Here is a 15940-nt window from a genome sequence, read left to right as displayed (position 1 = left end):
TAGCTGTTCACAGCAGAAAATACAATAATTTCCCTATGCGTCCGCTTAACTGGAAATCTCCTTCTGATTACATCAAAGCTTTCCTCGAATACGGTCAAGTTTTTTGATTTAATTTGTCTCGCATCATTGACAAACCAACATGACTTTACCGATAATATTTCTCCAGAACTTGCAATTGAGAAAAAAACGTGATATAATAAGTATACAATTACTATGACACGGAGGATCAATGTATGTTATCAGATATCGAAATTGCCCAGAGTGCCGAAATGAAGCGCATTACCGAGATCACTGCCGATCTTGGCATAGATGAGGCTGATATAGAGCCTTATGGTCACTATAAAGCTAAATTATCGGAAGACCTTTATACAAAGCTTGCTGACAATGAAAACGGCAAACTCATACTCGTTACCGCAATAAATCCAACTCCCGCAGGTGAAGGAAAGACCACGATAAGTGTCGGACTTTCAGATGCAATGCGCAGAATAGGCAAAAAAACTGTCCTTGCGCTCCGTGAGCCTTCTCTCGGACCTGTTTTCGGTATGAAGGGCGGTGCCGCAGGCGGAGGATACGCTCAGGTAGTTCCTATGGAGGACATCAATCTCCACTTCACAGGTGATATGCACGCTATTACAGTTGCAAACAACCTCCTCTGCGCAATGATAGACAATCATCTTCAGCAGGGAAATGAACTGAGGATAGACCAGAGAAGGATACTTTTCAAGCGATGCATGGACATGAACGACCGTGCCCTCAGAAATATCCTCATCGGACTTGGCGGAAAGGCAAACGGTATCCCTCGTGAGGACGGCTTCAATATTACTGTCGCTTCCGAGGTAATGGCTATACTTTGCCTTGCTTCCGATATAGCAGACCTTAAAGAGCGCCTGGGAAATATCCTTGTTGCATATAATCTCAGCGGCGAGCCTATCTATGCAAAGGATCTCGGCTGCACAGGTGCAATGACAGCACTCCTTAAAGACGCTCTCAAGCCAAACCTTGTTCAGACACTGGAGAATACTCCTGCATTTATACACGGCGGACCTTTCGCAAATATCGCACACGGCTGCAATTCGCTGAGAGCTACAAAGCTTGCTCTTAAACTTGGCGACTATGTTGTTACTGAGGCAGGCTTCGGTTCAGACCTCGGTGCTGAGAAGTTCCTTGACATCAAGTGCCGTATCGGCGAGCTTGCTCCATCATGTGTTGTTCTCGTGGCAACAATAAAGGCTCTCAAATACAACGGCGGCGTTCAGAAGCAGGACCTTGCAAAGGAAAATATGTGGGCTCTTGAGAAGGGTATCGTGAACCTCAAGACTCATATCGAGAATATGCATAAGTATCATGTACCTGTTGTAGTTGCTATCAACAGATTTGCGACCGATACTGATGAAGAAGTAAAGTTTGTCCGCGATTTCTGCGCTGACATGGGCGTTGAAGTATCCATGTGCGAAGTGTTCGCAAAGGGCGGCGAAGGCGGTATGGACCTTGCACAGAAGGTCTGCGAGACTATCGACCTCTGCGGTGAAAATGAGTTCAAGCCGCTGTACGATACTCACGCTACCATCAAGGACAAGGTTGAGAAGATCGCTAAGGAGATATACCGTGCAGACGGCGTTGTCTTTACTCCACAGGCTGAAAAGGCTATAAAGGAGATCGAGAGCATCGGCTTCTGGGATCTCCCGATATGCGTTGCAAAGACACAGTATTCTCTTTCGGATAATCCGAATCTTCTCGGAAAACCAAAGAATTTCAAGATAACTGTCCGCGATGCAAGACTTTCATCAGGTGCAGGCTTCGTAGTAATATATACAGGCGATATCCTTACTATGCCGGGACTTCCGAAGGCTCCTGCCGCACTGAATATAGACTGCGATAACAACGGAAATATCACAGGTCTTTTCTGATTGGACTGATAATATATGAAGATCATTACTCATTCTCCTCAGGAGACTATCGACGCAGCGAAAAAGCTGGGCAGTCTCCTCAGAGCGGGAGATATGATAGCTTATAAAGGCGGATTGGGTGCAGGCAAAACGACCTTCACACGAGGTCTTGCCATTGGAATGGGGCTGGGTGACAGCGTGACCTCGCCCACATTCGCCCTTGTCAATGAGTACCGCGGCGATAGTATAACGCTGTACCATTTCGATATGTATCGTATAAGCTCCGAGGACGACCTTGAATCGACAGGCTTCTACGACTATCCCTTTGAGGAGAACGTGGCTGCTGTCGAGTGGTCGGAGAATATCGCGGAGTTCCTCCCGAAGGATACTGTCTATATCACTATAAACAGTATCAGCGAGAACGACAGGGAAATAATTATTGAGGACGGTGGAAGATTTGCTGCTGCTTGGGATTGATACTTCGGGAAAAACAGCTTCCGCAGCACTTTTTGACTCGGAGACAGAGCTGTTTCTGGCTCAGTGTACTGTCTATACACAAAAGACACATTCACAGGTCATAATGCCTATGGTAAAGGATATTATGGCTCAGGCAGGGAAGGAGCTCTCTGACCTTGGCGGCATCGCTGTTGCAAACGGCCCTGGGTCTTATACGGGACTTCGCATAGGAGTTGCTGCCGTAAAGGCACTCAGCTACGGACTTGGTGTGAAATGCTGCGGTGTTTCAACACTTCTGGGACTTGCCTGCAATAATCTTGCATACAAAGGTCATATCTGTGCCATTATGAAGGCGAGAGGTGATCTGGTATATACCTGCACATACAAAAGCGACGGCTACTGCGTAGAACAGGTGACAGATGAGCAGATAATCTCTAAGGACGAACTGGCAGAATATCTTGCATTCAATGTCAAGGAAGCTATGCTCTGCGGTGACGGAGCTGCGGAATTCTACAACAGCTACAGTTCGCCTGCCTTTGTCATTGCCCCTCCACAGGGAAGACTTCAGAGCGCTGTGGGCGTATGCCTTGCAGGTATTTCAAGAAAGCTTGCCGATCCTGAAGCACTGGAAGTTTCCTATCTCCAGAAGGTAAAGGCTGAAAAGGATCTGGAAGACAAAAACAAGTGATTATTATAAATGGAGATGTTTGAAATGATAGCTATAGGCTGTGACCACGCCGGCGTGGAAATGAAAAAAGCAATAATCGAAGCTCTTACCGAAAAGGGCTTTGAGTTAAAGGATCTTGGGACTGACGGTGAACCCTGCGATTACCCTGTAATGGCTGAAAAGCTCTGTAAGGAAATTCTTGCGGGCAGCTGCGAAAAGGGTATACTTATCTGCGGTACAGGTATCGGTATGTCCATCGCTGCAAACAAGTTCAAGGGCATACGTGCAGCACTCTGTTCTGACTCATTCTCAACAAAGTTCACTCGTCTGCACAATGACGCTAATGTAATGTGCATGGGCGCAAGAACGCTTGGCCCGGGACTTGCCTGCGAGCTTGCTGAGATATTCCTCACAACTGAATTTGAAGGCGGCCGTCATCAGAGACGTGTTGACCTTATTACAGCAATAGAAAACAATAACTGAAAGGGGCTATTATTATGGCTGAATTACACATTATCGACCACCCGCTCGTGCAGCACAAGATCTCGCTGCTCAGAGACAAGAATACAGGTACAAAGGAGTTCCGTGAACTGGTTTCGGAGATCGCTATGTTCATATGTTACGAGGCAACAAGAGATCTTCCGCTGAAGGAGATCGAGCTTGAAACTCCTCTTGCTGTAGCAAAGACAAAGATCATCTCAGGCAGAAAGCTGGCATTCATTCCGATACTCCGTGCAGGACTTGGCATGGTCGACGGTGTAACAACACTCGTTCCTGCTGCTAAGATCGGTCATATCGGACTTTTCCGTGATCCAGTTACAAAAGAGCCTGTAAAGTATTACGCTAAGATGCCTGACGATATCGAAGAGCGTGATGCTATCATCGTTGATCCGATGCTTGCAACGGGCAATTCCGCAATTGCTGCTATCACTGAGCTGAAAAAGCTCGGCGTTACACATATCAAATTCATGTGCATCATCTGCTCACCTGAGGGCGTTGAAGCAGTAAAGGCTGCTCATCCTGATGTTGACATTTATGCAGGTGTAATGGACGAGAGACTTAACGAAGATAAGTACATCGTTCCCGGTGTGGGTGACGCAGGAGACAGAATTTTCGGTACAAAATAAGCATACAAGAGAGCCGAAAGCTTTATTATGTGAAGTTATGCGGCTCTCTTTTTGTAATACCAAAGGGAGGACCTATGGCGAATATTATTGATATAATACCGCAGAATAAAGAAGAACTCGATATTTTTACCGCTCTTTCCGAGCCGCAGCTCCTCCACTATTTTGAGCCTGAAATAGGACTTTTCGTAGCGGAAAGTCCAAAGGTCATCGAAAGAGCAATGAACGGCGGGTATGAGCCTTATGCGCTGCTAATGGAGCGAAAGGACATAGACGGTCAGATGAAGGCTCTCCTTGAGAGGTGCGGAAATGTACCCGTATATACGGCAGAGTTTGACGAAATAACCGATATTACAGGCTTCAAGCTCATACGCGGTGCTCTGTGTGCATTCAGGAGAAAAGTATTGCCGAAAGCTGAAGAAGTTTGCAGAGGTGCAAGACGTATCGCTGTGCTTGAAAATGTAGTGAATCCGACTAATATCGGAGCAATATTCCGTTCGGCAGCTGCATTGAATATGGATGCGGTACTGCTCACGCCTGCCTGCTGCGATCCGCTTTACAGGCGTTCGTCCCGTGTGAGCATGGGAACAGTTTTCCAGATACCGTGGACATATCTTGACAGCGACAGGGATTATCCGCAGCAGCTGCGTGAAATGGGATTTACAACTGCTGCAATGGCTCTAAGCGATGATTCGATGAGCATAGATGCGCCCGAGCTTGCTAATGTGGAAAAGCTTGCAGTCGTTCTCGGAACTGAGGGCGAGGGACTTGCAGACAAAACAGTTGCTGACTGCGATTATACAGTGAAGATACCAATGTCACACGATGTTGATTCACTGAATGTTGCTGCTGCGAGTGCTGTGGCATTCTGGCAGCTGGGAAGGTAACAATTTTATTATGATATGAGGGATTGATTATGAAACTATACTTCAAACAAAAGGTATTTACTATAAGACAAAGATCGGAAATAATGGACGAATACGGAAATGTTCTCTTTACTGCCGTGGGAGAGATATCCATAGGCAGAAGAATGCATATCTACGACAAAACGGGGAATGAAATGGCATTTATCCAGCAGCGACTTTTAAGGCTCATGCCGAGATTTTCAGTGTATATGGGCGGAAATCATGTAGCTGATATAGTCAGGAACTTTACCTTTTTCAGTCAGGATTACAGAATCGAAGGGCTCGGCTGGAAGGTAAGCGGGGACTGGCTCGCGCATGATTATACTATTACATTCGGCGGACGCTATATTGCTTCTATCCACAAGCACTGGATGACATGGGGCGACAGCTTCGAGGTAGATATCGCAGACGGCGAGGACTACGTTATGGTACTCGCTGTTATAATTGCTATCGACTGCGTAATTGATAATAGCAACTGATAAAGGAGGTCGCTATGAGAAAGTTTAAATGGGGCATTATCGGCACGGGGAAGATCGCTCATACATTTGCAGTTGCTCTCAGGCACAATGATGATGCTCAGCTGTGTGCCGTGGCATCAAGAACTGACATCAAGGCAAAAGACTTCGCTGAAAAATACGGATTTGAGAAATATTACGGCAGCTACCGTGAGTTTGCCGAGCAGAGTGATGCTGAGATCGTCTATATCGCAACTCCCATGGCTTCACATTATGACGATGCGTTGCTGTGCCTTGAAAACGGCAAGAACGTGCTTTGCGAAAAGTCGCTGACGCTCAATGCTCAGCAGACGGAACAACTCCTTGCACTTGCAGAGAAGAAGGGACTTTTCTTTATGGAGGCTATGTGGATGAAGTGCCGTCCCGTTTACCGCAGGATGAAGGAGTGGATCGCTTCGGGAGCTATCGGCGACATCGAGTATATCAAGGCGGATTTCAGCAACAATATTCCCTATGACCCGAATGACAGACTTTTCCGCGCTGACTGCGGAGGCGGCTGTCTTCTTGACCTGGGCATCTATCCGCTGACGCTGGCACACGATCTTCTCGGTATTCCCGACGAGATAATAAGCTCGGCGCATATGCGTTACGGAGTGGATATAAGCAATTCTATCCTGCTGCGGTATAAAAATGGCGCGTTTGCTTCAATGGATAACGGATTTGAGATACAGCTGAGCAATAACGCGGTGATATCGGGCAACAAGGGCTATATAACTCTTGGCAACTGGTTTCACTGCACCTGTGAGGGAGCTCTTTTCACAAGTGACGGCATGGAAGCGGAAAGGTTCGTCCGCAAAGACGATATCAACGGGTACGAGTACGAGGTGGACGAGGTTCATCGCTGTCTCAGTGAGGGGCTTATCGAAAGTCCGCTCGTCCCACACAGTGACACTATCGCTGTTATGAAGCTCATGGATCAGTGCAGACAACAATGGGGAATGGTTTTTCCCGAGGAAAAAAGCAATAAGGAGTAAAATATGTCCAGAAGTGATATAAACAGAATGGCAGAGCTTAACGAGCTGCTTGCAAAGGCTGCTGACGCTTATTACAATACGGGCGTGGAGATAATGTCCGATAAGCAGTACGACGACCTCTATGACGAGCTTGAAGCTCTTGAAAAAAAGACGGGAGTAATTCTCAGCGGCAGCCGTACACAGCAGGTCGGATATGAAGTCTCTTCGGGGCTTCAGAAGATAAAGCACCCTTCAAAGATGCTCTCACTGGATAAGACCAAAAGCGTTGAGGAGCTTAAAAGCTGGCTTGGTGAACACAAGGGCTTTCTCAGCTGGAAGCTGGACGGTCTTACTCTTGTACTGACATATGACGGCGGAGTACTGGTGCAGGCTGTAACTCGCGGAAACGGCGAGATAGGTGAGGATATTACTGCAAATGCGCGTCATATCAAGGGAATACCTGCGAAGATACCCTTCAAGGGACATCTTGTAGTCCGCGGTGAGTCGCTTATGAAATACAAGGACTTCGAGAAGGTAAATGCCGAGATCGAGGACGGCTCGAAGTACAAAAATCCGCGTAACCTCTGCGTGGGAACTGTAAGAAATCTTGATTCCCGTGTAACAGCTGAGAGAAATATCAACTTCTTTGCGTTCAATCTTGTTTCGGCTGATGGCTATGAGGAGAACTCCTTCATGCGCCGTCTTGACTGGCTTGCGGAGCAGGGATTCCAGCGCGTTTACGGCGTTGAGGTCTCAGCTGGTACCATAGAAGGAAAGGTCGCAGAGTTTGAGAAAGCTATCGTTGACAATGAGTTCCCGTCGGACGGTCTGGTGCTCATGTATGACGATGTGGCATACGGTCTGAGTCTTGGCGAGACCTCACACGCGCCGCGAAATGGTATTGCATTCAAGTGGCGTGACGAGACAGCGGACACAGTTCTGCGTGAAGTGGAGTGGTCTGCGAGCCGCACGGGTCTGCTGAATCCTGTGGCTATATTTGACCCTGTTGAGCTTGAAGGAACTACAGTTTCAAGAGCCTCTGTGCATAACCTCAGTATCGTCAAGCAGCTTCGTCTTGGCATAGGTGACACGCTCACTATATTCAAGGCAAATATGATAATACCACAGGTTCTCGAAAACAAGACTGCATCGGGAAGCCTTGAAATCCCTGCGGTCTGTCCTGTATGCGGAGGTACAACCGAAGTACGTACCTCTGACGATGATGTGGAAACTCTCGTCTGTCCGAATAAGGACTGCGCGGCAAAGCATATCGGCAAATTCGAGCATTTTGTGCAGCGTGACGCGCTCAATATCGTGGGAATGTCCACTGCGACTATCGAGACACTCGTTTCAGAGGGCTTTGTGCGTGAGTTCCGTGATTTCTACCACCTTGACGATCACAAGTCAAAGATAGTTGTACTTGAGGGCTTTGGTGAGAAGTCCTACCAGAAGCTTGCTGACGCAGTTGAAGCATCACGAAATACCGAGCTGAGCCGTGTACTCTACGCACTGGGTATCCCGAATATCGGCAGACAGGCTTCAAGGCTCATATGCGCGAAGTACAAGACAGCCGACGAGATTGAAAGGCTGACGACGTCTGAGCTTACTTCAATTGACGGTATCGGAGAGGTTCTTGCTAATGATTATGTCAAGTTCTTTGCAGACGAGAAGAATCTTGCGGAGTTCCACAACCTGCTTGCGGAACTGAATATCACAGAAGCAGCGGAAATCAACAGCGGTTCGGCAATTGCAGGCAAGACCTTTGTTATCACGGGAGCTGTTCATATCTGGAAGAACCGCGACGAGCTGAAAGCGTTCATCGAGCAGAACGGCGGAAAGGCAGCAGGTTCGGTGTCGTCAAAGACCGACTATCTTATCAATAACGACAATACGTCTACCTCGTCAAAGAACAAAAAAGCTCAGGAGCTTGGTGTGCCGATCATCACTGAGGAAGAGTTTCAGGCACTTGTAAATGGCTGAATAACGTATCATATGACAATTTGTAAGGGCTGCCTTTGGCAGCCCGCGTTTTTGTTCATGTTATTTATGATCCGTACTTAGAAGATTTTTTGAATGATCTTGTAATAAAAATAAAAGTCGCTCGTCTAATTAAGTGAGGAGGTGAGAAGATGAAGCAGGAATTCCACGAGATATACGAGAAATACAGCTCCGACCTTTATACCTTTATCCTGAGATTGTGCGGCAATGAGCAGCTTGCGCGGGACATTCTTCAGGATACCATGCTGAAGGCTATGACAAGTGCCGAAAACTTCAAAGGGAACTGCTCTGTGAGGACGTGGCTGTGTACTATTGCGAAAAATCTCTTTTACGATCACCTGAAAAAAGCCGAGAACAATAATAAGTCCATCGAAGCCGTCAGCGAACCTGCTTCGCAGATGAGTATCGAAGCCTGTTTTGCGGACAGGGAAACAGCTCTGCATATACATCGTCTTCTCCACGACCTTGATGAACCGTATCGTGAGGTCTTTACCCTGAGAGTTTTCGCGGAGCTTAAATTTTCCGACATTGGAGATGTTTTCGGAAAGAGCGAAAACTGGGCAGGTGTGACCTATTTCCGCGCTAAGCAGAAGCTCTTGCAGCTTCTGAAAAAGGAGGGCCTTTTATGAATAAAAATGGAATACCATGTAATGTTATCGTGGACTTGCTGCCGCTGTACAAAGAAGATATATGCAGCGAGGAGACAAAAGATCTTGTGGAGGAGCATCTCCGCAGCTGTGAGGACTGCCGTCAGCTCTGCGAGCAGTTAACTGTTCCGCAGAATGAGAAAAAAAATGTTCCTGATGAAGCTGAGACATTTAAAAAGGTCGGGAAAAAGCTTAAAAGCGGGAAGCTTTATAAACAAGTGATGATAATTTTAATTACAGCTTTTGCAGCTGTAAATGTGGCGTGGCTGAAGCTGAAGTTTTTCCCGTACAAGGATTATGCGACTGATATGATAGAATATGAAAAAGATGACGGAACGTTATATCAGCAATTTTATGTTGATTGGTATTACAACGTGGATTTTCCGAATTATCTTGACTTTTTCAGCGGAAAGCTTTATTTATGGAAATCAGCAAACTACAAGGAGAATAAAGTTAAAGAACTGAGAATAATCCCGAGAATTATAGGTGAGACTAAATATGCAGTTACAATAAATGATGAAAGAGGAGTTTACGGCATACCAATAACGGGCTCACTGGAATTTGATCCGAGCGGATATAAGGTACACGACAACGATGAAAAGATGAAACAGCTTATAAATGAGAATCGTGATGAGATAGAAGAGCTGATGAACGCAGCGCATGAAAAATGGGGCGAATACCTGAAATAGGAAAAGCGGACAGTTTAAACTGTCCGCTTTTACGTTATTGTTGTTGAAGTGCAGCGGCTTTCATACGTGCTTTGTCCTCATACATCATAGCATCAACTTCTCTGAAAACATCATCAAAGTTCATACCGCGCTTGTATTCGCCAAAACCGATAGCGACGCTGTATCCTTTGCGAGAGATAGCATCTCTTATCTTATTAAGCATCAGTTCGACCTCTGAATGTGAAGCTGATGGGTAAAGTATCTCAAATTCGTCTCCACCCATTCTGTAGAAACGGCATTTTACAGGCAGCATCATCATTGCAGTTTCTGAAACTGCAAGGATAGCTTTATCGCCTGCATCATGTCCTTGTGTATCGTTTATATGCTTCAAGCCGTTCAGATCCATTGAAACAACAAACATCTGTTTCTTTTTAAGAGAATTAACATCTTTATAGAAAGAATGTCGGTTCAATGCATCTGTCATGGCATCACGGGTAAGAGTCTGAGTAGTGAAGAACATATAGTAGAACGTTGAAGATAATATAGCCATGCCGCTTACAAGGAATTTGAAGCCTAAAAATGTATTCATAATAACAGCTGAAATTATAAATATGCTGAGTATCATAATGAACAGGCTTTCATGCCGCGAACCAAGCTTGAACTTGATTATTGACGCAACAAAGAGGACTGTGACATACATTCCGCTGAGTATGAAAGGCATCGGCGACAGCCAACCCAGTTTCAGGTTGCCTAATTCATCATATTTGAATATACAGCCGTTAAAGATACTTACAAAAGACATTACAGCATTCAGTGCAGCGAGGATCTGTACTGTTATGCGTACACGTTTTCCGATAACAGAAGAAATGAATATAAATGGTAGTACAACCGGTCCGCTAATAGCATAGCTGATAGCAGACGAAACCTTCATTAATTCAATGTTTGTGCCTGTTCCCTGAAAAAGAAATCTGATGATATTGCACACGACCATTACGAGAGCAATAACAGCCGCTAATATGAAACAAGCTCTTCTTTTGGGACTGAGTGTGGAGTTGAAAAGGAGAAAAAGCAGCAACGTTACATCTGCCACGATGATGATGTAGCTCAACTGAATAACATCTTTGAGCATTGGCATCAACTCCTATTCTATTATTTTACATCTATTATAACACAAATTCAGAAATAAATCAAGAGGTTTTCACAAAAAGCTTATCTTCGGGAAATTTTAATTGTACAATAGGAATAAAGATAATGAAAATCAAGTCTTTATTTATGCTGTTGCTGTTCAAAGATCATATCTCCTTGTTGATGGTATTCAAAGCCCATTCAGAGTCGATAATGAATTCATCGTTTTTTGCAAGGATTTTTTTGAACTGTTCCGCGATCTGGTCGTAGGAAGACATTACGAAAGCGGCGCTTCCCCATGATTCGTTGTCGAATCTGATAGCGAAGCTTCTTTCGCCGTTCTCATCTGCATGGAAGAGGAAGTCCACGATCTGGTGTTCGGGCTTATGCTTGAAGACGTTGGCAGCTATGAATATTTTCATGATCTCGATAACGCGGTCGTCAAGACCTTCATCGAGTATCATGAGCTTTTCACGGAGCTGGTTCATGTCGTAAACGACACGCTTTGTGAAGCTTGAATCAAAGGTGTATCCGCTGTCGCCGGGATCCTTTTCGAGGTCTCTCATGCACTTTTCGGCTGTTGTGGGGTCGCCTGGGACGTAGCATAACAGGTATTTGTCGGACACCTGATGATATATCGTCGGATAGAAAATGAGTGAATTGTTATCGCAGTGTGGACAGTGCCACCTGAAAGCTTCACCGTTTCTTATCTGTTCTTTCATCTGCGGATCGATGTTTGTGTCCATGATCTCCCATACAAGGTAATCGGACTCTTTTCCGCATTTTTTACATTTGATCTTTTCAACATGATTTTTTGACATATGAGTTCCTCTTTTCTTTATATTTTATCGAAAAATAATATTCATTATGATTTCCTCTGAAAATGTCAATGAAATTTCCATCAGCTGTTTTCCATTTTTTCCAACCGTTGACTGATGAACCGGAAACAATTATACCGGCTTTGTTGACACTATCACATTCAAAATCTTTTATTAAAACATTGTTCTCTATTACAGCATTATGTCGATATCTGACAGCTAAAGCATTATCTGAAGGCGGTATGATGCTTCCTTTGAGTATAGTTACTTTACCGTTTTCAATACGCATTTTTGCAGTAATTGTTCCAAAATTTCTTTTGTTTGATTTGAAATAATATTCTCCATTTGGAATAAGCGCGGTTTCAGCGGCGTTTTGCCTGTTTTCTGTTGCTTCGGCAAATACTTGTTCCTTTGTCTCATTTTCAGGATAAATTTGCCTGCCTTCAAATGAAGTGAGTAATTGAATAACTAAATCTTCATCAATTGCGAATAGTTCGGAATTAAGTACTCGGCTTTTATTGAATATATCGTGAAGCATGACTTCTTTCTTATCGTATTCCTCAACTTCGATTGCAAATTCTCGTTTTAAACCGGTAACATTATTGTAGCCATTGTTTTCTAAGAAGCGCATACGATTTTCAAACTGTTCAGTTGCTGTTTTTCCGATTTTAATTAAACCGGGAACAACAGTCTTCATGACATAAATAATTCCTTTTGCCATATACTGTTCACGCCTTTCCAAATGAATATTATTGGTTCCACGTCATCAAAACCACACATTCCGTGTGTCCGCAGCGGGCAAACAGATCAAATCCGCACACTCTGTCAACGCTGTAGCCGCGCTGGGAAAGGAGCTTTGCATCACGGGCAGCCGTTGACGGGTTACAGGATATCATGACAATTTTTCGAGGAGAAGCGTCTGCGATAACGTCGATAGTTTCAGCCGAACAGCCTTTTCGCGGAGGATCGACCACGATAATATCAGGCGCACAGCCTTTTTTACGCAGGTCGCTGAAAACCTTTCCTGCATCGCCGCAGTAGAACTCAGAATTGGTTATGCTATTGCGATCGGCGTTTTTCTTTGCGTTTTCGACAGCCTGCGGAACTATCTCCACGCCGACTATCTTTGCTGCCTTTTCAGCCATTGAAAGACCTATAGTACCTGCGCCGCAGTAAAGATCGGCAATAACGTCGGTATCCTTGGGAGCAGCGTATTCAAGGGCTTTAGCATAAAGGCGTTCAGCCTGTATCGTGTTCACCTGATAGAATGAGAGGGGAGATATCTCGATAGTATTTCCGCACATTGTATCGGAGATAGTATCGCTTCCCCAGAGCGTTACACATTCATCGCCGAGAATAACGTTGGTCTTTTTGGGATTGATGTTCATGATGATGCTTTTTATATCCGGGAATTTCGCGGTAAGCTCCCTGCAAAGCGCGGAGAGCTGCCTTGAAATGTCCTTGCGAACAACGAGACAGACCATTATCTCCCCCGAGTGAGCACCGCGACGGATATAGATATGGCGAATTATGCCCGTGTTTGTCTCCTCGTTGTACACGGAGAGCTTCTTCTCGTTGATATAAGCTGTGACCGTTTTGAGAATATCGCTGAACTCGGCAGGCTGCAGGGCGCAGTCGGTTATGGGAACAAGACGGTGACTGCGAGGTGCAAAGAAGCCACACACTGCCTTGCCGTTAATATTTGCAAGAGGGTACTGTGCCTTATTGCGGTAATGCTCAGTAACTTCGACACCGACATAGCTGTCAAATTTCGGAGAAAGTCCGCCAATGCGAGTGAATGCGTCGCGGACAATGCCGTCCTTTGTACTGCATTCGGCATCATAGGAGATGTGTCTGAACAGGCAGCCGCCGCATTTTTTGTATACGGGGCAGGTGTTTTCGATACGGTCGGTGGAAGGCGTGATTATCTTTTCAATGATGCCGAAAGCATAGCTTTTCAGAACCTTGACGATCTTCACCTCAATTATGTCGCCAACGGCAGTTTCAGGCACGAACACAGCCATACCGTCAATGCGGCATACGCCGCTGCCTTCTGATGTAAGACCTGTTATTTCGGCTGTATATATTTTATTCTTTTCAGGCATTCCGTCACCTCCTCTTTTTTATCCATGAGCTGGTCAAAGCGCTTGATGTACTCATATGGGAATTTGTAATTGTGTATTCGGTTTATTTTGCCGTCAGGGTAGACGAGTTTGGTCGAAGCCGCACAGCCTGCGCCGAGGATAGTCTGTGTCTCGTCCATAATGAAGATATTGTAATAGCTCTCATAGCCTTTTTTGGCATAGCCGACGTTTTCCAGATTATCCACAGTATTTTTCTGGCGGTACATATAGTAAGGGAGATATCCGTGAGACATAAGGGCAGGAATGCTGTAGTCCACCATTTCAGCCGCAGGATTTGAGATATTGGCTTTGCCGTTCTCGAACAGAGTTGCAGAACGCTTTATAGTGAGGGTGTGTACGGTAATGCTCTCGGGGTCGAGCTCTATCATGCGGTCGAGGGTATTGCGGAAGCTCTCGGCAGATTCAGTGGGAAGACCTGCGATAAGGTCTGTGTTGATATTGGTGAAGCCGATTTTTCTGGCAAGCTCAAAGGCTTTTATAGAATCCGTACCTGTATGGTTTCTGCCAATGACTTTCAGTACATCATCGTTGAGAGTCTGAGGATTTACGGAAATACGTCCTGCACCGAGCTCCTTGATAACGCGGAGCTTTTCTTCGGTGATGGTATCGGGACGGCCTGCCTCAACGCTGTACTCACGCACCTTTGCAAGGTCGAAGTTCTTTTCGACAGCCTCCATTATGGTACGCAGCTCCTGTGCGGACACAGATGTGGGAGTACCGCCGCCGAAGTAGATAGTATCAATTTTTGTATCGGTCTCCCTGACTATCCTGCCGACTATTTCCAGCTCACGGCAGAGCGCGTCTATATACTCGGGCATGAGCTTTATAGCGGAGTCCATTGAATGGGACACGAATGAGCAATAGCTGCATCTTGTAGGACAGAAGGGTATAGAGACATAAAGGCTGACAGCAGAACTGTCTATCCTGTCGAGTATAGGCAGCTGGTTCACAGCGGTATCATATGCAAGCTGTAATTTTTTCGGGGATATCTCGTACTTATCGGAGAGCTGACGGAAGATATCCTCCTTTGGGACATCACTGCGAATGAGCTCCACAACCTTTTTTACGGGTCTGATGCCTGTCATAAGACCCCATGGAGGTGTTATGCCTGTCTTTTCAGAAAGAATGTGATATATGAGCCTGCAAATCTCGTGCTCTTTGTTCTTATCATCATCGACGCTGATCTCGCGTATAACGGCATCTTCGCCTTTAAGCCTTACTTCTGCTTTAAGCTTGTTCCCATCAACTTCTGCGATGACATATTCATCGCCTGATATCTCATCACGGGAGCTGCCGAAGCTGTAACGGGCTGTATTGAAAAACAGCTTCATAGTAGCTTCTATCTCATATTTAAAAGAATTGCCGACCAGAATGATCGGCATTTTATAATTATCGCTCGTCATTTGTACCTCTGAATTGTTTCAAGTATGGGTTTGAGCTTCGCTCATAATCGAGAGTTGTACTTTCGTTATGTCCCGGATATACTTTATAGTCGCCAACGAGGTTTGCAAGTATATTCAGTGAATACGTCATATCGGACGAGCTGCTGTCAGGAAAATCGGTTCTGCCGACAGAGCAGCAGAAAAGAGTATCGCCCGAGAAGATAACGTCCTCACATATATAGCATACGCTTCCTCGTGAGTGTCCGGGAGTGTGCAGCACCTTGAAGGTATAGTCGCCGTCGTTTATGAAGCAGTCACCGCAGACACTTGTCCAGTCGGTAACGGGGGCAAATGTCATGAAAGCCATGTCCGCAGCCAGTGAAGCGGAGGCGCTGCCGAGCATATGCGCATCTAACTCATGGATATACACCTCTGCGCCTGTAGCTTTTCGCACGGCTTCCACACCGCCCATATGGTCGAAATGACCGTGGGTGAGGAGTATTTTTGAAAGGCGCAGCTTTTTCATTTTCAGGAATTCAAGGAAAAGACGGCTGTCTCCGCCTACATCTACTGCGATGCAGCGTCCGGGAGCAGTTTCGATGATATAGCAGTTTGCGCGGAGAGGTCCGAGCTGTAAATGATGTATCTTCAT

At 45.6% G+C, this 15940-nt stretch carries 17 protein-coding genes; 11 read left to right on the top strand and 6 right to left on the bottom strand.

Translation table 11 applies throughout. From position 1 onward, the window contains the following. Positions 1–233: 233 nt before the first annotated feature. The 11 genes from K6G33_RS05860 (at position 234) to K6G33_RS05810 (ending at position 9840) form a co-directional block, all read left to right on the top strand. On the top strand, positions 234–1907 hold the full coding sequence (locus K6G33_RS05860) for a formate--tetrahydrofolate ligase (RefSeq protein ID WP_296777276.1): 1674 nt from the start codon (positions 234–236) through the stop codon (positions 1905–1907). A gap of 15 nt (positions 1908–1922) precedes the next feature. Continuing rightward, a complete protein-coding gene (gene tsaE, locus K6G33_RS05855) occupies positions 1923–2363 on the top strand; it encodes a tRNA (adenosine(37)-N6)-threonylcarbamoyltransferase complex ATPase subunit type 1 TsaE (protein WP_296777274.1) in 441 nt (146 codons plus the stop codon). Continuing rightward, on the top strand, positions 2344–3030 hold the full coding sequence (tsaB, locus tag K6G33_RS05850; RefSeq protein ID WP_296777272.1) for a tRNA (adenosine(37)-N6)-threonylcarbamoyltransferase complex dimerization subunit type 1 TsaB: 687 nt from the start codon (positions 2344–2346) through the stop codon (positions 3028–3030). The genes tsaE and tsaB overlap by 20 nt, the downstream gene beginning before the upstream one ends. A 24-nt stretch (positions 3031–3054) precedes the next feature. Then, complete coding sequence (gene rpiB / locus K6G33_RS05845; protein ID WP_296777277.1) at positions 3055–3492, top strand: ribose 5-phosphate isomerase B; 438 nt, start codon at positions 3055–3057, stop codon at positions 3490–3492. Between the two features lie 14 nt (positions 3493–3506). After that, a complete protein-coding gene (upp, locus tag K6G33_RS05840; RefSeq protein ID WP_173450175.1) occupies positions 3507–4136 on the top strand; it encodes a uracil phosphoribosyltransferase in 630 nt (209 codons plus the stop codon). A gap of 74 nt (positions 4137–4210) precedes the next feature. Continuing rightward, entirely contained in the window at positions 4211–5020 is an 810-nt protein-coding gene (locus K6G33_RS05835; protein WP_296777271.1) for an RNA methyltransferase, read from the top strand. 29 nt (positions 5021–5049) lie between these two features. Then, positions 5050–5517 carry an LURP-one-related family protein gene (locus K6G33_RS05830; RefSeq protein WP_296777269.1) on the top strand — a complete coding sequence of 156 codons (468 nt, stop codon included), beginning with the start codon at positions 5050–5052 and terminating at the stop codon, positions 5515–5517. A gap of 14 nt (positions 5518–5531) precedes the next feature. Further along, positions 5532–6527 carry a Gfo/Idh/MocA family oxidoreductase gene (locus K6G33_RS05825; protein WP_296777267.1) on the top strand — a complete coding sequence of 332 codons (996 nt, stop codon included), beginning with the start codon at positions 5532–5534 and terminating at the stop codon, positions 6525–6527. Between the two features lie 3 nt (positions 6528–6530). Continuing rightward, complete coding sequence (ligA, locus tag K6G33_RS05820) at positions 6531–8486, top strand: NAD-dependent DNA ligase LigA (protein ID WP_296777265.1); 1956 nt, start codon at positions 6531–6533, stop codon at positions 8484–8486. A gap of 149 nt (positions 8487–8635) precedes the next feature. Further along, positions 8636–9133 carry an RNA polymerase sigma factor gene (locus K6G33_RS05815; protein WP_296777263.1) on the top strand — a complete coding sequence of 166 codons (498 nt, stop codon included), beginning with the start codon at positions 8636–8638 and terminating at the stop codon, positions 9131–9133. Further along, positions 9130–9840 carry a zf-HC2 domain-containing protein gene (locus tag K6G33_RS05810; protein ID WP_296777261.1) on the top strand — a complete coding sequence of 237 codons (711 nt, stop codon included), beginning with the start codon at positions 9130–9132 and terminating at the stop codon, positions 9838–9840. Before K6G33_RS05815 ends, K6G33_RS05810 begins: the two co-directional genes overlap by 4 nt. A 34-nt stretch (positions 9841–9874) precedes the next feature. On the opposite strand, the gene K6G33_RS05805 is transcribed toward K6G33_RS05810, so the two are convergent. From K6G33_RS05805 to K6G33_RS05780, 6 genes are all read right to left on the bottom strand, one after another. Further along, the gene (locus tag K6G33_RS05805; RefSeq protein ID WP_296777260.1) at positions 9875–10948 is read right to left on the bottom strand and encodes a GGDEF domain-containing protein; all 1074 of its coding nucleotides are present in this window, start codon (positions 10946–10948) and stop codon (positions 9875–9877) included. Positions 10949–11111: 163 nt separating this feature from the next. Further along, positions 11112–11765, bottom strand: a complete 654-nt coding sequence (locus K6G33_RS05800; protein WP_296777259.1) for a CpXC domain-containing protein — start codon at positions 11763–11765, stop codon at positions 11112–11114. Continuing rightward, positions 11746–12483 carry a hypothetical protein gene (locus tag K6G33_RS05795; RefSeq protein WP_296777257.1) on the bottom strand — a complete coding sequence of 246 codons (738 nt, stop codon included), beginning with the start codon at positions 12481–12483 and terminating at the stop codon, positions 11746–11748. Before K6G33_RS05795 ends, K6G33_RS05800 begins: the two co-directional genes overlap by 20 nt. A 28-nt stretch (positions 12484–12511) precedes the next feature. Beyond that, positions 12512–13867 (bottom strand): 23S rRNA (uracil(1939)-C(5))-methyltransferase RlmD, encoded by a 1356-nt coding sequence (gene rlmD, locus K6G33_RS05790; protein WP_296777255.1) that lies wholly within the window; start codon positions 13865–13867, stop codon positions 12512–12514. Continuing rightward, positions 13831–15309: a coproporphyrinogen dehydrogenase HemZ gene (gene hemZ, locus K6G33_RS05785; protein ID WP_296777253.1), complete on the bottom strand. Its 1479-nt coding sequence runs from the start codon at positions 15307–15309 to the stop codon at positions 13831–13833. The genes rlmD and hemZ overlap by 37 nt, the downstream gene beginning before the upstream one ends. Beyond that, a complete protein-coding gene (locus K6G33_RS05780) occupies positions 15296–15940 on the bottom strand; it encodes an MBL fold metallo-hydrolase (protein WP_296777251.1) in 645 nt (214 codons plus the stop codon). Before K6G33_RS05780 ends, hemZ begins: the two co-directional genes overlap by 14 nt.

It is taken from the genome of Ruminococcus sp. (genome assembly GCF_024691275.1).
GTDB lineage: Bacteria > Bacillota > Clostridia > Oscillospirales > Ruminococcaceae > Ruminococcus.
This window is presented reverse-complemented; position numbering and strand designations above follow the sequence as displayed.